At 69.7% G+C, this 17,698-nt stretch carries 17 protein-coding genes; 4 read left to right on the top strand and 13 right to left on the bottom strand.

The genetic code is table 11. The features are described from left to right. Nucleotides 1–753 precede the first annotated feature (753 nt). From OG622_RS48165 to OG622_RS48135, 7 genes are all read right to left on the bottom strand, one after another. Entirely contained in the window at nucleotides 754–1,752 is a 999-nt protein-coding gene (locus tag OG622_RS48165; protein ID WP_371583642.1) for a helix-turn-helix domain-containing protein, read from the bottom strand. Nucleotides 1,753–1,801: 49 nt separating this feature from the next. Next, nucleotides 1,802–2,587 (bottom strand): SDR family NAD(P)-dependent oxidoreductase, encoded by a 786-nt coding sequence (locus OG622_RS48160; RefSeq protein WP_371583640.1) that lies wholly within the window; start codon nucleotides 2,585–2,587, stop codon nucleotides 1,802–1,804. Then, entirely contained in the window at nucleotides 2,584–3,621 is a 1,038-nt protein-coding gene (locus tag OG622_RS48155; protein WP_371583638.1) for a 2,3-butanediol dehydrogenase, read from the bottom strand. Before OG622_RS48155 ends, OG622_RS48160 begins: the two co-directional genes overlap by 4 nt. Nucleotides 3,622–3,673: 52 nt before the next feature. Then, a complete protein-coding gene (locus OG622_RS48150; protein ID WP_371583636.1) occupies nucleotides 3,674–4,207 on the bottom strand; it encodes a 2,4'-dihydroxyacetophenone dioxygenase family protein in 534 nt (177 codons plus the stop codon). A 370-nt stretch (nucleotides 4,208–4,577) separates the two neighbouring features. Further along, a complete protein-coding gene (locus OG622_RS48145) occupies nucleotides 4,578–5,333 on the bottom strand; it encodes a fumarylacetoacetate hydrolase family protein (protein ID WP_371583635.1) in 756 nt (251 codons plus the stop codon). A 128-nt stretch (nucleotides 5,334–5,461) separates the two neighbouring features. After that, nucleotides 5,462–6,151 carry a hypothetical protein gene (locus OG622_RS48140; protein WP_371583633.1) on the bottom strand — a complete coding sequence of 230 codons (690 nt, stop codon included), beginning with the start codon at nucleotides 6,149–6,151 and terminating at the stop codon, nucleotides 5,462–5,464. A 62-nt stretch (nucleotides 6,152–6,213) separates the two neighbouring features. Continuing rightward, on the bottom strand, nucleotides 6,214–7,623 hold the full coding sequence (locus tag OG622_RS48135) for an IS701 family transposase (RefSeq protein WP_371572538.1): 1,410 nt from the start codon (nucleotides 7,621–7,623) through the stop codon (nucleotides 6,214–6,216). Between the two features lie 176 nt (nucleotides 7,624–7,799). Here OG622_RS48135 and OG622_RS48130 point away from each other — a divergent pair, with 176 nt between their 5' ends. Next, nucleotides 7,800–8,339, top strand: coding sequence for a winged helix-turn-helix domain-containing protein (locus tag OG622_RS48130; protein ID WP_371572729.1), 540 nt, complete (start codon nucleotides 7,800–7,802; stop codon nucleotides 8,337–8,339). After that, nucleotides 8,336–8,872 (top strand): transposase, encoded by a 537-nt coding sequence (locus tag OG622_RS48125; RefSeq protein ID WP_371583632.1) that lies wholly within the window; start codon nucleotides 8,336–8,338, stop codon nucleotides 8,870–8,872. The genes OG622_RS48130 and OG622_RS48125 overlap by 4 nt, the downstream gene beginning before the upstream one ends. A gap of 2 nt (nucleotides 8,873–8,874) precedes the next feature. Here OG622_RS48125 and OG622_RS48120 read toward each other — a convergent pair whose 3' ends face one another. Continuing rightward, entirely contained in the window at nucleotides 8,875–9,069 is a 195-nt protein-coding gene (locus OG622_RS48120) for a hypothetical protein (protein WP_371583630.1), read from the bottom strand. Between the two features lie 108 nt (nucleotides 9,070–9,177). Beyond that, nucleotides 9,178–10,098 carry a VOC family protein gene (locus OG622_RS48115; protein WP_371583628.1) on the bottom strand — a complete coding sequence of 307 codons (921 nt, stop codon included), beginning with the start codon at nucleotides 10,096–10,098 and terminating at the stop codon, nucleotides 9,178–9,180. A 630-nt stretch (nucleotides 10,099–10,728) separates the two neighbouring features. Here OG622_RS48115 and OG622_RS48110 point away from each other — a divergent pair. Together OG622_RS48110 and OG622_RS48105 are read left to right on the top strand one after the other, a co-directional pair. Continuing rightward, nucleotides 10,729–11,625: a fumarylacetoacetate hydrolase family protein gene (locus OG622_RS48110; RefSeq protein ID WP_371583627.1), complete on the top strand. Its 897-nt coding sequence runs from the start codon at nucleotides 10,729–10,731 to the stop codon at nucleotides 11,623–11,625. After that, nucleotides 11,622–12,737 carry a zinc-binding dehydrogenase gene (locus tag OG622_RS48105; RefSeq protein ID WP_371583625.1) on the top strand — a complete coding sequence of 372 codons (1,116 nt, stop codon included), beginning with the start codon at nucleotides 11,622–11,624 and terminating at the stop codon, nucleotides 12,735–12,737. Before OG622_RS48110 ends, OG622_RS48105 begins: the two co-directional genes overlap by 4 nt. 262 nt (nucleotides 12,738–12,999) lie before the next feature. Here the strand turns inward: OG622_RS48105 and OG622_RS48100 are convergent, their stop codons facing one another. The 4 genes from OG622_RS48100 to OG622_RS48085 all read right to left on the bottom strand — a co-directional run bounded on the left by OG622_RS48100 (nucleotide 13,000) and on the right by OG622_RS48085 (nucleotide 17,233). Then, nucleotides 13,000–13,800 carry a GntR family transcriptional regulator gene (locus OG622_RS48100; protein WP_371583624.1) on the bottom strand — a complete coding sequence of 267 codons (801 nt, stop codon included), beginning with the start codon at nucleotides 13,798–13,800 and terminating at the stop codon, nucleotides 13,000–13,002. 347 nt (nucleotides 13,801–14,147) lie between these two features. Next, nucleotides 14,148–14,765, bottom strand: coding sequence for a nuclear transport factor 2 family protein (locus OG622_RS48095; RefSeq protein WP_371583622.1), 618 nt, complete (start codon nucleotides 14,763–14,765; stop codon nucleotides 14,148–14,150). Nucleotides 14,766–15,116: 351 nt separating this feature from the next. Further along, the gene (locus OG622_RS48090; RefSeq protein ID WP_371583621.1) at nucleotides 15,117–16,085 is read right to left on the bottom strand and encodes a dioxygenase; all 969 of its coding nucleotides are present in this window, start codon (nucleotides 16,083–16,085) and stop codon (nucleotides 15,117–15,119) included. Further along, the gene (locus OG622_RS48085; protein ID WP_371583620.1) at nucleotides 16,085–17,233 is read right to left on the bottom strand and encodes a maleylacetate reductase; all 1,149 of its coding nucleotides are present in this window, start codon (nucleotides 17,231–17,233) and stop codon (nucleotides 16,085–16,087) included. Before OG622_RS48085 ends, OG622_RS48090 begins: the two co-directional genes overlap by 1 nt. Nucleotides 17,234–17,698 lie beyond the last annotated feature (465 nt).

The following is a 17,698-nucleotide window of genomic DNA, read 5'->3' as shown; positions in this document are numbered from 1 at the left end:
GAGCCCCGCTACCCCATCGGTACGCAACCCCTGGTGTGGGTCGGGGTAGGCCGTTCGTCAGGCGGCACGGCTGAGGCGTCCTTGCAGCATGAGCATCAACGCGGGTTGGGGTCGGCAGTTGCTGTCTCCCCACGCGGAGCAGGGTCGGCCGCCGACGGGGCCGGCCCGGGGTCTTGAGGCCCTGCCCGTCGCTGTCCCCTGCACGCTCGTCGCCCACCCGGATCGCGGGTCTCCGTCCGGTGGCAGCGCTGATCCGAGTCTGCGAAAGAGGGCTCTCTGAGTGCGGGGGAACTTCAGATCGGGGAATCTCTCACTAGCCTCAGCTTTCTCGGAGTTGGAGGCAGAGGGAGTCAGGAGTCAGCCGATCCCGTCGGCGTCGGACGGCCTCGGACGGCGCCGAACAAGGGAGCCGCGGCCGGAGTGCATGGAATCGTGGTTGACGGCGAGCGCCGGCGGCCCGGTCCCAGTGATCAAGCTGCCCAGGACGAGGGGGGTACCGGGCCGTGCCCCAACACACCCATGTCGACCAGCGAGTCGGCCGTACGGCGTTCCACCGGACCCAGACTGTGGGCCGACGCGGCCCTTGCTCACAAAGCGGCTGTCAGCTCCTGCACAGTCGAGTTGGCCGAACAGCGGGTCGAGCGGATCGTCGGCTGGTGGTCCGCAACGGCGGTCACCGGACCCGCTCGGTCATCCCGGTCCAGGCGGCGAGGGAGCGCACGGCGTCGTGGGAGGGGGTGCCGGGTTCCGCGGTCAAGACGATGAGGTGCTGCTCGGGGGCATCGACGTCGTCGCTTCCGTGCGGGCCTCGCTCGGGGTGAGGTCGAACCTGGAGCGGAAGAGTCGGGCGAAGTGGGCCTGGCTGGAGAACCCCCAGCGGTGCGCGACGTCGGCGATCCTGGTCTCCCGCCCCCCGGGCCCGGTGAGTTCCCGGTGCGCCCCGACCAGGCGCCGTTCCGTGATGTGCCGTGCCGGAGACCTGCCGGTCGATTCGAAGATCCGCCCCAGGTGCCGTACCGAGATGCCCATGACGCCGGCCACCTGGGCGGCCCCGAGACCGGGGTCGTGGAGATGCCGGTCCATGTAGTCCTCCGCCACGATGAACTGCGAACGGTAGGCGTCGCGCACCGTCCGCCCTCCCGTGCGCTCGTCGGCGAGTTGCCCGAGCAGGTCGAGCACGCTCTCCTCGGCGTCGGCGAAGTCGTCCGGGCCGCCACGCAACGCGGCGACCCTGCCGAGCAGGGAGCTCAGCGCGGTCACGAGCGCGCCCTCCCGCGCGGTGCCCCGCCCGAACAGCATCGGCCCGGGCAACCCGTTTCCCGCGCACGCCTGCGCGAACAGGTCACGCGGCACGTCCACCAGGATCTGCCGCATGGAGGAGGAGAACCCGAACAGATAGGGCCTGCGCGTGTCGTAGACGCACAGCTCGCCCGCCGTGGCCGCGAGGCAGCCGTTCTCGTGCAGGAACACCGCCTCCCCCTTGAGCAGCAGGGTCGCGAACACCGAGTCCTTGGGCGCCGACCTGACCGTCTGCGGGCTGCGCTCGATGGCGTGGGCGTTGCCGGTGATCTCGGCGAGGCGCAGAGCGCCCAGCTCGATGTTGGTCTGGCCGGCCAGCAGGCCCTGCTCGGAATAGGAGGTGCAGGACAGGCCCACCAGCGCCCGGCGGTTGTAGTCCTCCCAGTAGTGGATGCGCTCGGCGGGTTCGATGTGCTCGGTGGTGGCCCGGGAGATCACGGAGAGGGCTGACATGTGACCTCCTTGTGCCGCGTGCGTGTCGGAGGTTCAGCGTAGGTGACCGTCACACGGCCAGGTAGCCCCCGTCCACGGGGACGACCGCGCCGCTGACGTACGAGGCCGCCGCCGAGCACAGGAACACCACCACCGAGGCGACCTCGTGCGGCTGCCCGAGGCGTCCGGCCGGGACGCGGGCCAGCACCTGGGCCGTGGCCTCGGGATCGTCGAGCACCCCCCGGGCCAGCGGGGTGACCACGAAGCCGGGTGCTACGGCGTTGACCCGGATGCCGTCGGCGGCGTACTCGGCGGCCAGGGACTTCGTGAGCTGGGACACGCCGCCCTTGCTCGCGCTGTAGGCGGGCCGGTCCCTGCTGCCGAAGAAGGAGAACATGGACGAGATGTTCACGATGGCGCCGCCGCTCACGGCCAGGGCCGGGCGGGCGGCCTGGCAGGCGACCATGGTGGCGGTGAGGTTGATGTCGATGACCCGCTGCCAGCGGACGAGGTCGTACTCCCCGCGGTCGTGGCTGACACCCGCGCAGTTCACCAGGACGTCCAGCGGCTGGTTGCCGGAGAGCAGACCGGCCAGCCCGGGGCGATCCAGCACGTCGTGCTCCACGACGTGGACGCGGGGGTGGTCGGGCAGTTCGGCCGGGTCGGCAGGTGGCAGGCCGAGCGCGGTCACGTCGGCGCCCAGCTCGGCAAGGAGAACGGCGGTGGCCGCGCCGATCCCCGATGTCCCACCGGTCACGAACGCCCGCCGCCCCGCGAACTCGCCGCTCACGGACGCCCGCTGTACCGCCGACTCACCGCTCGCGGATGCCCGCTGCCTCGCCGACTCGCCGCTCACGGACGCCGCTCCCTGGGTCGTACCAGCACTTTGACCTGCTCCTCGCCGTGCAGCAGCGCCTCGAACCCGTCTCGTACGACGTGCTCCAGGGAAATGGTGGACGTGACGATCCCCGCCAGGTCCACGCCCTCCTCGGCCACCAGGCGGACCAGCTCGGGATAGGCGTCGCGGTATCCCACGCTCGTCATGATCGTCTGTTCGTTGTTGACCAGGGCGAAGGCGTCCAGGGAGACCGTGCCGGTCAGGCCGAGGAACATCACCCGCCCGCCGCGCCGGGTGGCGGCCAGGCAGGCGCGCAGCGTGCCTTCCGAGCCGACCGCTTCGAACACGATGTCCGCTCCCTCGCCGCCGACCACGTCCGTGAGGTCCGCGCCGGCCTCGGCGGCTCCCAGGCGCAACGCCAGCTCACGGCGGCCCGGGGACCGGTCGGCGACGACGATGCGCCCGGCGCCGCATCGGGCCGCCAGCTGGGTCACGAGCAGCCCGATCGGGCCCAGGCCGAGGACGGCGACGGTCTCACCGGGGCGGATCCCGGCCCGCCGTACCGCGTGCAGTGCCACGGCGGCCGGCTCGAACACCGCCGCCTGCTCCAGAGAGACCGACTCGGGCAGCCTGTGCAGCATGTACGCGGGTACGGTGGCGTGTTCGGCCAGCCCGCCGTGACCCATGAGCCCGGCGAACCCGAAGTGCCGGCAGATGTTGTACTCCCCCGCGAGGCACCGCGGGCAACTGCCGCACCGGTAATGCGGCTCCACCGCAACTCGGTCCCCCGGGACGACTGCGGTGACACCGCCACCCACCTCGGTGACGGTGCCGCAGAACTCGTGCCCCAGAATGATCGGAGCGGCCACGCCGGACTCCGGGTGCGGTTGGCCCACGGGGATGGCATGCGGCCCGTCCGTGTACTCGTGCAGGTCACTGCCGCAGATCCCGCAGTAGGCGACCTTGATCGTCACCTCTGCGGGCCCGGGCGGCGTCACCGGCACGTCCTCCACGCGGACATCCCTGGCCCCGTACCAGACGGCCGCCTTCATACGGTCGCCTCGTGACTGGTGTGCGGCGCGACGATGTTCTCCGTCACGGCGCTCAGCGGAACAGGGAGTTGACGTAGTCGGCGCCGAGCCCGACCTGTTCGTAGTGCTCGCGGCACATCTTGATGTAGTCGTGCACGTCGAAGAAGCCGTCGGGCTCGCCGTTCTCGTCGAGCCAGATGAGCGGGCCCTTGACGATGAAGAACGCCTTCATCGGCTCGTCGCTGTCGTAGGCGACCAGCGTGTGTCCCTCGCCCGGGGCCTCGTAGACGAAGTCGCCGGCGGTCGCCGTCCAGGGCCGCTCCAGGTAGCCCCACTTGCCGGAGATCGTGTACGCGAACACCTCGTGCGGGTGGTAGTGCCGGTTGACCAGCCCGGCTTCCTTGGCCCTCAGGATGTCGGCCCAGCTGTTGTCCTTGACATTGATCCACAGCGGGCGGGAGCTGACCGTGTCGGTGAACGGCACGTAGTAGCGGTCGTCGTCCGTGGCCACCTTGGGCAGGTAGACCTCGGGGAGGGCGTCGGGGCGGGAGGAGTTCTCGATCGGCTTGAGGTTTTTCCAGAACTCTTCGGCGGGCATGTCGGGCATGTGGGGCCTCTTTCGTCGCGGGTTCCCGGAGTAAACCCCGCCGGGGCCGCTGTCGTCTTGCCCCCGGCGGACCTGACCGCTTGCGAATTCCGGACATGCGCCGGTGGCGCGCACGATCAGGCTCGCTCGCGCCCGCCCGTAACGGCCCCGTCGTTCGGGCAGGCCGGCCTCGGGGCCCACCGACGGATCCAGATACGAGGGCCTGGTGGGCCCGGGCCGGCGGCCCTGTGTACCTCGGCCTCGAAGACGACCGTGCCCCTGGCGACCCACTGCGGGATCGCGTCCGGTCGGCCGCTCACCGCCGTTCCCGACGACAGATGTTGCGGCACTCCCCGATCCCTTCGATCCGGGTGACGAGTACCGAATCGTCCTACAGATAGCGGGCCTGGTTGCATGCGTGCCCGACCCCGCCCGGGGTGCCGGTGGCGATCACGTCGCCGGGAGCGAGCGTGACGATCCCGGACACGTACGCGACGAGTGTGGCCGGATCGAAGACGAGGTCGCCCGTGTCGGCCTTCTGAACCGTGTCGCCGTCGACCTCGCAGGCCAGGCTCAGGCCCCGCGCGGCCACCGCGGGGTCGTCGGCGGTCACCAGCCACGGCCCGACGGGCGTCGTGGCCTCGAAGGTCTTGCCCTGGTGCCATTGCGGCGTGCGGAACTGCCAGTCCCGGGCGGTGACGTCATTGAGCACCGTGTATCCGGCGATCGCGGCGCGTGCCTGCTCCGGATCCGCGTGCCGGACTTCCGCCCCGATGACGACGGCGAGTTCGGCCTCCCAGTCCACTTGCGTGGACGAGGCGGGCAGGATCACGTCGTCGTACGCGCCGACCAGCGCCCGCGCGTACTTGGAGAACAGCGTGGGGTGCTGGGGCAGCTCGCGGCCCATCTCCATGATGTGGTGGCGGTAGTTGAGGCCGACACAGACGACCTTCTCCGGCGCGACAACCACCGGGGCGTAGTCCAGGGGGCCTTCGTACCGTTCGCCGTCGGCGGCCGTGGCCCGTGCGGGCCAGTCGACGTGGCGGAGGAAGTGCACCAGGTCGCTCTCGCCCAGGTCCACCGCCGTGTCCCCGTCGATGCGGACGGCGCGGGTGGCGTCGTGGATCCGGATGGTGGCCAGCTTCACTTCGGTTCTCCTCGGATGGTGCGGGCAAGGCCCAGGGCCTGGCAGGCGGACTCGTCGCTGAAGCGGAGGGCCTGGTAGGCGGACTCGTCGCTGAAGCGGAACGATCTCGTCCTCCGGGACGGGGCGCTTCAGCTTCCCTGGCCGGGACCGATCAGGGACGTGAGCGGGCAGGCGGACTGCCAGTCGGGGGTGAAGCGGCGGCGCAGACCGGCAACCGCCTCCATGCCGCGCAGGGTCACCTCGGGTGAGGTCGACAGGCCGGCCGGCCCGAGGAGGCCGGGGACAGCGGCCCGGACGGCGGCCTCGGGCAGACCGTGCCGTAGCAGAGCCGCCTCGATACCCGGTGCGCCGGAGGTAAGCAGTTCCCCGGTGCTCGTGCGGCAGACCTCGGCATAGGCGCGGGTGTGCCACGCGGTGGCGGTCTCACGTGGGGCGACCACCACATTGGTGATGAGGTCGGGTGCGACCTGAAGGTGGCCGCCGACACGAGGGAAGCCCTTTTCGGCGGCGAGGACGTCGAAGGGCGGGTGGAGGGTGGTCCCGTCCACGGCGTCCGTCGGCAGGGCCTGAAACCTCTGCAGGGTACCCCCCACCGGGACGAGTTGGTCGTCGGTCACCGGCGAGCCGGCGACGTCGGCGAGCACGGCGCGCAACACGAACGCGAAGGCGCTCCGAGGGTTGTCCACCGCCCACCGGTCCGTCGCCAGCGGTGTTCCGGGACGCCGGTGAACAGCCAGTTCACCCATGCCCTCGGCCCTGACGGCCACCGGATCCCGTTTCAGCAGCCCATGCAGCAGGTGGTCGGGAGAGGTGTGCATGAGGTCGAAGTCGTCATCGTTCCATCCGGTTACCGGTAGTTCGTTAAATCCGGAGATAGAGATCAATACCGTGTCCGGTGGTGACCGCGTCGATTAGGGCCTGGAGGTCGGGGGGTGGGTCCGTGTCCGTCCATGCTTGCCACCATCGGGTGAGGGTGATGGCGGGGGTGAGCCAGGAGCGGACCGAACGTAATGCCTTGGGCCAGCAGGGCAGTTGGGGTGGGTGGGGTTCGGTTGGTCCCCCTCTCTGGCCCCTCGTCGGGGCAGGGGTCCGGCGCGGTGGCATCCAGGGGTCCGGGTGGGGTGAACCACTGGTCCCAGCAGAAGGAGAAGGCGCAGTTGACCAGGGTCTGGTGGCGGCGGATGGCGCGGTCGGAGCGGACTTGGAAGTCGGCCCAGCCGAGTTCGTCCTTGATCTGCTTGTAGCTCTGCTCGATCCAGGGCCGCAGTCCGTAGAGTCGGACGATCTCGGCGAGGTCGGCGGGCGGGTGCGGGCCGGCGGCGTGGTGGGGTGCGTCGGGGTGGGGCAGGTTGGTGGCCAGATACCAGGTGGCCTTCTCCGGCAGGGCGGCCGGGTCGGTGGTGGCCACGACCAGACGGCAGGGCGAGTCGGGACCGTAGCCGCCCAGTCGGGCATCGGCGGCCCACCAAGTCTCGGTGTGCCCGTCGCGGAAGTGACGCTCCACGGGCGTCCAGTCGCCTGGATGTCTGGCATCGCGCCAGGTCAGGGCGTGCGCGGCCTCGATGGGGGTGTGCGGCTGGTCGGCCGGGGCCCAGGTGCCGCGGTGCGGCTTGAGCGCGACCACGTAGGCCAGGCCGGCCTCGCGCAGTGCGAGATACCAGTCGTCGCTGACGGAGTAGGCGCAGTCGGCGACCACCGCCCGGCAGGAAAAGCCCGCCTCCTTCCCGCGGGCCGCGAGGGCGGCGGCCAGCTGCGGTTTCGTGCGGAAGGCCGGGTCGGACCGGCCGCGGGGGAAGTGGTGGGCAGGGGTGTAGGGGTGCGTGTGCAGCGGGTAGTAGACGCGGCCGTCGGTCCATACCGTGGTCACCGTGACGATGCCGTTGTCGGTCTTGCCGTACCGGCCCAGCCACTGCCGGCCCACATTCGCGGTCGCGGTGCCGGCCTTGCGGTCCCCGGAGTCGTCGATCACGATGATCCCGCCGTCGTGCGGAGCGGTCGCCGGTTCCTTGCGCAGCAGTTCAAGCCTCCGGTCGTTGATCTGTTCGGCCTCCCAGGGCGACTCGGACAGGAAGAACTGCAGCCGCTGTACCCCTGGCTTCCCCGCACCGGCCACTGGCTCCGCCCCGGCCAGGCAGGTGATCGTCTTGTTCCGCTCTCGCGGCGCCAGCAGCCCGGTCAGATACTCGCGAAATCCTCGCCGCTGGGCCAGGCTGAAGAAGAGGTCGTCGAACTGGGCCGCGTAGTCCTCCAGCGGCCCCGGCGCAGGCGGACACGGACGGCGGGCAGTCATCTTTAGCCTCCGGCAAGGCAGTTGGCTCCTATGACCGGCCTACGACCAACTCGACCCGTCGTCAACCCACGCCACCGCCGGATTTAACGAACTACCGTTACTGACTTCGGCGTTATAGCGTCTGGGTCTTTGTCGGACCTCGTGACAGGACCCGTCTTGGCTGGTAGCCCGGAAGTATGCGGTATCCGGACGGGGGCGGTTTGACCGCCGAGCAGCGCACGCGGCGCGAAGAGGTACGCATGCGGGCCGCTGATCTCTTCGAGGAGGATGTGAAAGTCCCGTGCATCGCCCGGGAGTTACGGGTGAGCGAGAAGTCGGTCTACCAGTGGCGCCGCGTGTGGGCGTCAGGTGGGCGGGAAGCGCTGCGTTCACAAGGGCCCCCGGGCTACGACTGCCGACTCGGCCCCGACCTGCAGGCCAAGCTCGCCGTCTGGCTGGAAGAAGGGCCGGCCGCGCACGGCTGGAGGGACGACCAGGTGTGGACCGCCGCAAGGGTACGCACGCTGATCGGGCGGAAGTTCCACCTCTCCTACAGCGTCTCCGGGGTGACCCGGCTGCTGCACCGGATGGGCTTCAGCGTGCAGATGCCCGCCCGGCCCGCCGCCGAACGCGACGAGGACGCGATCACCGCATGGCGGGAGGCGACCTGGCAGGAGGTAAAACCTTCCGGGCGGCGACCGGCGCGTATCTCTGCTTCGAGGACGAAGCGGGCGTGACCGGTCGGCCGCCCAAGGGCCGCACCTGGGGCCGACGCGGCATCACCCCGAAGGTCAAAGTGCCCGGTCGCAGCGGGGGACGGCTCTCGGTAGCCGGGCTGCTGTGCTACCGGCCCGGCCTGCCCGCCCGCCTGTGTTACCGGCTGCGCCGGCACACCGGCCGCAAGGGCGAGCGCCGCTCGCTCGGCGAGAGCGACTACATCCACCTCCTGGACGGCGCCCACCACCTGCTCAAGGCCCCACTGATCGTGGTGTGGGACCGGCTGAACACCCACACCTCCAAGACGATGAAGGCACTCGTGGCCGAGCGGGAATGGCTGACGGTGGTCCTGCTGCCCGGGTATGCGCCCGACCTCAACCCGGTCGAGGGCCTGTGGGCGCACATCAAGCGGAGCCTGGCCAACCTGGCCGCCCGCACCCTCAGCGAACTGGAGACCCTGCTCCGCAGACGGCTCAAGGCACTGCAGTACCGGCACAGCATCCTCGGCGGGTTCCTCGCCGGGACGGGCCTCGCTCTCGACAGACCGAACTAACCCTAAAACGCCGAAGTCAGTATCTGCTGGTCGGAGGAGACGACCTGTACGACGTTCACCTCGAGCCCGGCCTGCTGGAAGTACCCGGAGTCGATGGCGTGGTGGAGATGCACGTTGCCGGAACCGGGAAAGACGCCCACAGTCAGCTGTCGGGTGGGCTCGCCGGGCGGGCGCAGCTCTCTCAGCGCGGGAAACATGACGAACTCCCTTGCATGGGTGGTTCCTTTGCGTCAGAAGGCAGGACGTGTCGGGCCGTCGGCTCGGGGCGTCCGGGCGGTCAGATGACGGCGGTCAGGTGACGGCAGTCAGGTGGGCTTCGCCTCCTGGTTGGTGATGAAGTCGGCCGGTGGCTCCCCGGGGCTCCAGATGGCAGCCGGAAGGTCCTCCCAGTCGTTCGGCTGCCAGTTGTCGGTGATGCAGTCCATGTCGCTGGAGTACTCGATCCAGCTGCCCCACGGGTCCTGGATGTAGTGGAAGAGGTTCGAGCCGAGGGTGTGGCGGCCCAAACCCCAGCCCTTCGTGTAGCCCTCGGCGACCATGTTCTGCGCGCCCCTGGCGATCTGGTCGATGTCGGACACCATCCAGCTGGAGTGGTGCAGACCGGGGTACTCCCCCGGGACGAAGCCGAAGACATGGTGGTCGCCGGGCCCCGAGTTCAGAAATACAGGTCCGCCGACGATGCGGTCCGACAGCCGCAGCCCGAGCGTACGGGTGTAGAAGGCCTCGGAAGCGCTCACATCGGAGCTGAAGATCAGCATATGGCCGAGACGCTGAGGGCTGGTTTCCTCGGTCGCGCTCCGCCAGCGGGCCTGGTCGATCCGGCGGACCCGGTCTCCGACGTTGGCGTCGTGCGCGTCCTTGGTCCCGAACTCGCGCCAGGGGGCGATCCCCTCGTCACGAAGGTTGACCAGGTTCCCCTCGAGATCGCGGAACCACAGCCCGCCGGGCGCCTCGGTCGGCGCGTCCAACAACTTCAGACCCAGGCGCTCCAGGTGCCGCTGCCACTCGGGCAGCGACTCAGGCTCCACCGCGAACGCCACGTGGTGGAACCGCTTGACCGGCCCCTCCATCAGCAACGTCTGGTCCTGCTCCCGGCCGTCACAACGGATCACGACCGCATTGCCGCGCTCCGCCGCCTCCAGTCCGAACGCGCTGTAGAAGCTCGCCCCCGTATCCAGTGACGGCACCTGGAGTCCGTAGTGCAGGAGACCGATGACACGCAACATGTGCACTCCTCATGGTTCTGGTGAACCCGCGTCCCACACGAGCACCCAAGCCAAGTGTGCACACATCTAGTACCCGAACGTCCAGATGCCGGCTAAACCTTTTCCGTTCCGGGACCACAGATCACGCCCGTCGACACCTGGACGTTCCGGGCCCCGCAGCCGGGATCACGGCTCTCGACGGCTTGGGCGCGCGGCACGGGCGAGATGCCGGGCGGGCAGCCGGACCACCTGATACACCCCTGGCCGCAACCCCGCCAACAGCCGCGACGCTCCTGACGACGTGCCGCGTGGCGCGCGCCGGTCGCGCCACCACTGCCGCCCCGCACGAACATCACGTTCACCGTGCTCTCTTCGCAGGAAGCGATGGGCCGCGCACCGAGCGATGGTGCCCCCACCCTGCTGCGCACGGCCCATGTCATGCAGCCGGGTCGATGCCTCCCGCAGCTCCCGGCACACGCCGGCCTCGATCGACCCTTCCAGCCCTTCCGGCCCTTCCGGCCCTTCCGGCCTGGAGCATGCAGGACCGCCTCACAGAGGGGCGAAGGTTTGCCCTTCCCTCAGCCCTTCCCTCCCCAAAGTGTATCCACTATGGTGCTCCTGCTTTCATCGAGCCGCTTGTCGGAGGAACACATGACACCGTCTGAATGGTCGTTGGTGCAGTACCGGGTCGATGACTCGGAGAAAGTCGCTGTCGGTGTGTACACCGACGGAGCCGTGGTCCAGGGGCCGCCCGGGACAGAAGGCCTCACGCTCATGGAGGTGCTGGGCCGGTGGGAATCGCTCGCGCCGCTGCTGCGCGACTGGGCGCCGACCGCGTCCGACTCCGTAGCGGGTGCCCGACTCGCTCCGCCGCTGACGTATCCCGGCAAGGTGCTCTGCGCCGGCGCCAACTACTGGGACCACATCGCCGAGATGGGCTGCGAACGCCCCGACGAGCTGGGGGACCCGTTTTTCTTCTTCAAACCTCCGACGACGACCGTGACGGGACCAGGGGATCCGGTGCCCCTGCCCGCCTACCCGGGTGCCCGCGTCGACTGGGAGGCCGAACTGGCCGTCGTCATCGGCCGTGGCGGCCGCGACCTCGTGCCCGGGCAGGCCATGGACCATGTCGCCGGCTACCTGGTGGCGAACGACATCTCGGCGCGGGACCGGATCAAGGCCGACAAGCCCGTCGCCGAGCCATTCACCTACGACTGGGTCAGCCACAAGGGCCAGGACGGATTCTGCCCGCTCGGCCCGGGACTGGTGCCTGCCTGGCAGATCACCGACCCACAGAACCTGAAGATCCAGCTCAGCATCAACGGTGTACTGAAGCAGGACTCATCCACCGCGCAGATGATGGTGAAGATCCCGCAGGTGATCGCGGCGGCCAGCCGCATCACCCGGCTGGAACCGGGAGACGTCATCCTCACCGGCACACCCGCCGGCTGCGGAGTACCGCGCGGGGAATTCCTTGCTGCCGGGGATGACATAGTCATTGAGATCGAGCGCATCGGTCGCCTGGAGAACAAGGTGGTGGCGTCATGAGCGGCACTCTGGCCCCTTCCGAGTTCGGCTGGTCGCAGGCGCTGCCGGTTCCCTCAACCATGTGGGCCATGCTGTTCCGCAGGTTCGGGCCGCCGGATGTGCTGGAGCGGGCCGCGGTAGACACACCGCGTCCCGGTCCCGGCGAGGTCCTCGTGCAGGTCGCCGCGGTCGGCATCGGCCGACTCCTCGACCTCACGGCCCGCGCGGGCGACCACCCCTACGCCACGATCGAACCGCCCCACATCCTGGGCGCGGACCACGCCGGCACCGTCGCCGCCCTCGGCGAGGGCGTGGACTCCGTACAGGTCGGCGACCGCGTGGCCGTCCTGCCCGGTGTCGCCTGCGGCACCTGTGCCTACTGCGCCGACGGCCGCGAGGAGGTCTGCGACTCCCTGACCGTGATAGGCACCCACCACCCCGGCGCCTACGCGCAGTACTGTGCGGTGCCGGCGCGCAACGTCCACAAGGTCCCGGACGGCATTCCCGCCGCGATGGCCGCCTCGCTCGCGCTCCTCGGCGCTGTCGCCGCCAACCAGATGACCCAGGCAGGGCTCCGCCCCGGACACTGGGTACTCGTGCAGGGCGCGTCGTCCGCACTCGGTTCCACGACGGCCGCCTACGCCCAGCACCTGGGCGCGAAGACCATCGCGACCTCCCGCTCGGCGGAGAAGCGCGCGGCCATGGCCGTGGCGGGAGCCGACGTCGTGCTCGACACCAACGCGCCGGACTTCGTGGAGCGGGTACGCGAGGTGACCGGCGGTCGCGGCGTCGACATCGCCGTCGACAACCTCGGTGACCCGGCCGTCTGGGACGCCACCCTCGACTCCCTGACCCGCGGCGGCACCGTGGTGACCTCCGGCGCCTTCCTCGGCGGCCAGGTCAAGATCGACCTGCGCCGCGTGTACTCCGACTGCCACCGCATCATCGGGGTACGCACGGGCAACCCGGCCGCGGTAAAGGAACTGTGGACACAGGTGGAGAACGGCTTCCGTGCCGTGGTCGACCGCACCTTCCCCATCGCCCGGGCCGCCGATGCCCACCGCTACATGGAGGACGACAACTGTCTCGGGCGGGTGGCGCTCACCCTGGGCCCCGGCGACTGGGACGCGTAAAGGCCCCCGCCTGCCGAGTGAAGCCGGTGCCATGGTCAGGTCGAAGGCCCCGGCTTGACGCTTCGGAAACGCCGTTACGGCGATGCGCGGGATTCACTCCCTGCGTGCCGACACGATCGCGCGCCCACGCGATGGGGAGGAGCAGCGCACACGGGACGCGGTATCCCGCGTCCCGTGCAGTTCCCTGATGTGCGGGGCCGGCTGTGCTTCCGCGGGGCTGTGCCCCCGCAGGAGACGCGCCACCATCCGGCCGACCCCGGCATCAGGACTGCCCGTTCCCCGCGATCCCGAGCGCGGTCCGCGTGGCCGCGGGCTCGTACTCCGGGGCGATGTCCGCCAGGACGTTCAGAGCGGTACGGGCGAGATGGCGGGCGATCACCCGTGCCGCCTCGTCCGGGTCACCCAGGCGCAGCGCCTCCAGCAGCGCTTCGTGATCTGCGTGCGCCCGGGCCCATGAGCTGGGCATTCCCAGCTGGGCCAGCCGGATGTAGCGCTCGCTGTGCTCGCCGAGAGACGCCAACATGCGCTGCAGATGCGACCCCACAGCCTGGGTCGCGATGCCGTGGAACTCCCTGTGCGCGGCGTGCCACTTGTCCGGCAGGTCCTGTCCCGCCAGTTCCCGCATACGCTTCAGGGCTTCGCCCATGCGCTCCAGGTCCCCCGCCACGAGCGACTTGGCCGTCACGTTCACAGCGAGCGTTTCGAGCATGATGCGAGCTCCGTAGACACCGTCCAGGTCCTCGGGGTCCACTCCCCGCACCCTCGCCCGCTGGTCGGGCCGTGCGTCGATGAGCCCCTCTTCCTGAAGCAGCCGGAAGGCCTCACGCATCGGTGTGCGGCTGACGCCCAGCTTCCGTGCCATCTCGGCCTGAAGCAGGGCCGAGCCAGGAGGCAGCTCGCCCTTCAAGATCATGTCCCGCAGCCGTGCGTGCACGTCCAGGGCCAGCCGGCGTCCGCCCACGGCCCCGGGTGCCCCGGCCGTCGGCACGGCCGAGGCCTGCGCCTCGCTTCCGTTCTCCGCCGACCGCTGTTCCCGGGGACTGTCGCTGCTCCTCGTGCTCATGCCGGCAGAGTCTAGCGATGTGTATGCAGATTCAGTAGCCAAAGGGCGTAACAACCAGGCTGTGACCGACTTGACCCGCCGGGGCACTGAGCAGTGAGAGGTGTCACTGTATGCACTGAGCCGGACAGGTCGTCGGGCGGAGGGTGATGCCGACCGCGACAGCGGCGATATGGGCGAGCACCGCACGCAGCGCGAACGGCGACTGCGAACTGCGAAGACGCTGTGCGCATTGTCCACCGCCCATGGTTCGGGCCGTGCACCGATGGCAGCACGCCCGGCGTTCGGTAGGTGCCGCACGACATCGGTGCAGCACCGCTCGAACACCAGGCCCTCCGGCGGCGCGACAGTCAGTGAGCGTCGCCCGGAGTGCTCGCGCCGGCCAGCCATTTCGCGCCTTCCTCGTAGAGGCGCTGCACCACCTCGCCCGTCAGACCCGGCAGCCCGGTCTTCACCGTGAAGCCCGCCTTGGTCTGCAGGTACCCAAGATGGCGGTAGCCGACGGGGAAACGGCCCAGCAGCTCCCGGTCCAGGCTGAGCGTCGCGGACGGATCGACAAGGTCGAGACGGCCCTTCTCGTAGATCGGCTGGCGCCGCACGATCTTCCACGCGCCCTCGTGACGCGCGCAGAAGTCGTAGAAGCGTCCCGTGCAGACGACGTCGACCTCGACTCCGTCGACCTCGGCCCGCTGGTTGATGGTCATCTTGGTCTGGGTGACGGCACGGTCGCCCACGACGTCGGCGGTGTGTCCGCCGAGGAAGTGCAGGATGCTGACGCCGTTTTCGAAACCTTCCCGGCTGACAGCGATGAAGTCCGTTGCCGGCCCTTGGAACCAGGTGGCCGTCATCCAGCCCTCCGCTGGGTGCCATACGGTGGCGAACCGGTCCCAGTCGCCGGCGTCGCGCCACAGTGCCCAGTTGTCGACGAGTCGGCGAAGCTCGTGCTGATCTGTCTCGGTTGCCGGCATGGAAGACCTCCATTGAGTGTCGTACGACTGCATCCGGGCTTCTCTGCCATCGGGCCGGCGATGAACGCGGCGGCATGTGCCAAGAACCGCGAGCGAGACCACGCACAAGCCGACAACGCTTCCCGAGGCCATCACGGGCAAGAAAGCCCACACCTCTTCCGGGGACGCATCGTTCAGACGCCCAGTGTCGGACGCGTGCTCGATGACGATGCCCAGGGTCTTCGTGGCCTGCGCCCCGGCGACACCAGCACGTCCGAAAAACTGCCCATACCGTCGCAATGACGGCAGGGCTGTGCCGACGCCTGCTGCCGCCCGGTTTCTCCCCACAGTGGCAGCGACCGGGAGGTCCGCTCAGGGCGTCGCCAGTGTTTCTCGCACGGCCGGCTCCGCGTCGTGCCCATGGATCCAGCCGGTGTGCGCGGGAGCCAGGACGATGTCGAAGCGGACGCTGGACCAGGTACGGTCCGCGAGATCGCGTCCGTCGGGGGTGGGGGTGCCCACAGCGTGCTCCACGAAGTCGTGAATGAGTGATTCCTTGACACCGAACACGGCGTCGCTGCTGAGGAGTTCGTCGCCCCGGACGAAGATGTGGGTGATCAGGGTTCGCTTTCCGCCGGCCCGGACGTCGAAGTGCAGGTGCGAGGCGCGCATGGGGGAACGGCCGACGGAGGCGAGCAGGGCGCCGACAGGGCCGTCGTGCGGGATGGGGTACGGGGTCGGGGTGATCGCCCAGAACCGGTAGTGGCCGTTCTCGTCGGCGACGAGGTGACCTCGTGCCGCCAGGCGGTCGTCGTCGTACTGCACGTCGTAGAAGCCGTCCTCGTCGGCTTCCCACACCTCGATGCGTGCTCCCGGGACGGGTTCGCCGTCGGTCCCGGTGACTGTGCCCTCGACCCAGCACGGCTGTCCGGCGGCGCCGAAGGAGATGTCCCCGCCCAGTGGGATCCCTGGCGAGCCCTCGACGAAGAACGGGCCGAGCACCGTCGCCTCGGTCGCGTTCGCGTATGCCTCGTTGTTGATCGCAATCGTCTGCATGGACGCCCCGAGGACATCCGACAGCAGGATGAACTCCTGCCGTTTGTCGTCGGTGATGTGCCCGGCCGCGGTGAGGAAGTCGATCGCGGACGCCCACTCCGCCTCGGTCGGACGCACCTCACACAGGAAGGCGTGCAGGTGCCGGGTCAGCGCTTGCATCAACTGCTTCAGCCGCGGGTCCTCGGCCGTCTCGAACGAGGCCACGACCTGCTCGACCAGGGCTTGTTCACGCGCCTGCTGGTCAGCTGCCACCTGCGCGTCGGCGTCGCCGTTCTTCTCACTCATCAGCAGTCCTCCTTGCCATCAACCATCGTGCTCGGGTCCGTGCCCGCCCACGCCGAACGCAGCAGGCGCTGGAGGTCGTGGGCCGTCACTGGACGGGGATTGCTGTCCGGGACGACGTCCAGGACGCCTTGCACGGCGTCGTCGACATCGGCCTCTCGCAGCCCGTAGTCGCGCAGTGCCTTCGGTGCGTCCACGTCGCGCCGGAGCCGCTGCAGGCCTTCGATGGCCGACTCCGCGCCGAGCGCGGCCGCGATCCGTTGTTCGGCTTCCGGGGCGGCGGATGCGTTGAACGCCAGCACGTAGGGCAGCACCACCGCGTGGGTCTGGGCGTGCGGCAGGTCGTACCTGCCCCCCAGGACATGGCAGATCTTGTGATGCAGCCCCGAACCCGCCGACGAGAACGCCACCGCCGACAGATACGTCCCGTACAGCGTCCGCTCCCGGCCCCACAGTCCCGCCGGATCGGCCACCACCGCGGGCAGCCCGGTCGCCAGCGCCCGGATTCCCTCTGCCGCCAGCGCCCGGTCGATCGGGTCCACGCGGGGACCCCACATCGCGTCGACGCAGTGCGCCAGCGCGTTCAGCCCTGATGCGACACTCATCGGCACCGGCAAGGACACCGTCAGCGTCGCGTCGTAGACGATGGACCGCGGCAGGACCCGCGCATCCACACCTGTCGTCTTGCGCGCCTGCTCGGTGAGACCCCACACACTCGTGGCCTCCGAGCCCGCGTACGTGGTGGGAACCGCCACGATGGGCAGGTCCGTGGTCAACGCGATCGCTTTCGCCAAGCCGGTGGTGGACCCTCCACCGACGCTGACCAGGCAGTCCACATGATGTCGGGCCGTGGCGGCGCGCGCCCGCTCGGCCACCTCCACCGGAACGTGCATCACCACCTCGCTCCACCGCAGCACGACCGGCAGACCCGCGGTGACCTGCTGCGCGAGCTCCTCTTCCGCGGCTGCCGCGATCACCATCACCCGTGCGGCACCGAGCCGCTCGACCTCTGCCCGTACCGTCGCCGCCGACTCGCCCGAGGCGAAACACACCCTCTGGGGCAGGGTCTCGTGCTCGAACCGCGTCAACGACCTGTCGGCCGAGCCGGCGTCATGGCCTCCGGGGGCTCGTGACGTCCCGGTCATAGGCATGTCCTGATTCCTTTCGTCCTTGAGCGGGACGGGCGCGTGGTCGCCGGCCAACGGCAGCGGCGGCTCTCCCGGTCCAGCCAGGGCCGGTTCAGGCTCGACACCGGGCAGGACCGCTCGTCCCCGTCCGCAGCCCGGCAGGCCGGCAGGACCCGGTCGGGACATCACGTCCGCGAACAGGGCAGCCGACTCCGTCCGAAGGTCTGCTCCGGCCCGCCGTCCACGTTCCACCCATCCCGTGAGGGCCTCAGGGCCCGGGACAGAGAGTGGGGCACAGTGCCCACGACGGTCATCACGATGTCCGCTGAATGGACATTCTCCTGGCTCGCGCCCGTACGTTCGCGGCCAGGAGGAGACCTGAGCAGCGCCCCCGTCTCCGTTAGGGGGCGAAGTCGGGAACTGCCAACACCAGCGGCCCGGGGGCATCCCAGCACTGCATACACTTTGAGTTGCTATCGGAGTGCAACC

It is taken from the genome of Streptomyces sp. NBC_01314 (genome assembly GCF_041435215.1).
Classification (GTDB): domain Bacteria; phylum Actinomycetota; class Actinomycetes; order Streptomycetales; family Streptomycetaceae; genus Streptomyces.
Note: the sequence above shows the minus strand (reverse complement) of the source record. Positions and strands in the feature narration are given on the sequence as shown.

Bases quoted from the DNA above. Each gene is read 5' to 3' on its own strand.
- OG622_RS48105 (WP_371583625.1), top strand. From the start codon at position 11,622: ATGAGCGGCACTCTGGCCCCTTCCGAGTTCGGCTGGTCGCAGGCGCTG.
- OG622_RS48115 (WP_371583628.1), bottom strand. From the start codon at position 10,098: ATGTTGCGTGTCATCGGTCTCCTGCACTACGGACTCCAGGTGCCGTCA.
- OG622_RS48085 (WP_371583620.1), bottom strand. From the start codon at position 17,233: ATGCCTATGACCGGGACGTCACGAGCCCCCGGAGGCCATGACGCCGGC.
- OG622_RS48155 (WP_371583638.1), bottom strand. From the start codon at position 3,621: ATGAAGGCGGCCGTCTGGTACGGGGCCAGGGATGTCCGCGTGGAGGAC.
- OG622_RS48140 (WP_371583633.1), bottom strand. From the start codon at position 6,151: ATGCACACCTCTCCCGACCACCTGCTGCATGGGCTGCTGAAACGGGAT.
- OG622_RS48100 (WP_371583624.1), bottom strand. From the start codon at position 13,800: ATGAGCACGAGGAGCAGCGACAGTCCCCGGGAACAGCGGTCGGCGGAG.
- OG622_RS48120 (WP_371583630.1), bottom strand. From the start codon at position 9,069: ATGTTTCCCGCGCTGAGAGAGCTGCGCCCGCCCGGCGAGCCCACCCGA.
- OG622_RS48090 (WP_371583621.1), bottom strand. From the start codon at position 16,085: ATGAGTGAGAAGAACGGCGACGCCGACGCGCAGGTGGCAGCTGACCAG.
- OG622_RS48130 (WP_371572729.1), top strand. From the start codon at position 7,800: ATGCGGTATCCGGACGGGGGCGGTTTGACCGCCGAGCAGCGCACGCGG.
- OG622_RS48165 (WP_371583642.1), bottom strand. From the start codon at position 1,752: ATGTCAGCCCTCTCCGTGATCTCCCGGGCCACCACCGAGCACATCGAA.
- OG622_RS48150 (WP_371583636.1), bottom strand. From the start codon at position 4,207: ATGCCCGACATGCCCGCCGAAGAGTTCTGGAAAAACCTCAAGCCGATC.
- OG622_RS48135 (WP_371572538.1), bottom strand. From the start codon at position 7,623: ATGACTGCCCGCCGTCCGTGTCCGCCTGCGCCGGGGCCGCTGGAGGAC.
- OG622_RS48095 (WP_371583622.1), bottom strand. From the start codon at position 14,765: ATGCCGGCAACCGAGACAGATCAGCACGAGCTTCGCCGACTCGTCGAC.
- OG622_RS48110 (WP_371583627.1), top strand. From the start codon at position 10,729: ATGACACCGTCTGAATGGTCGTTGGTGCAGTACCGGGTCGATGACTCG.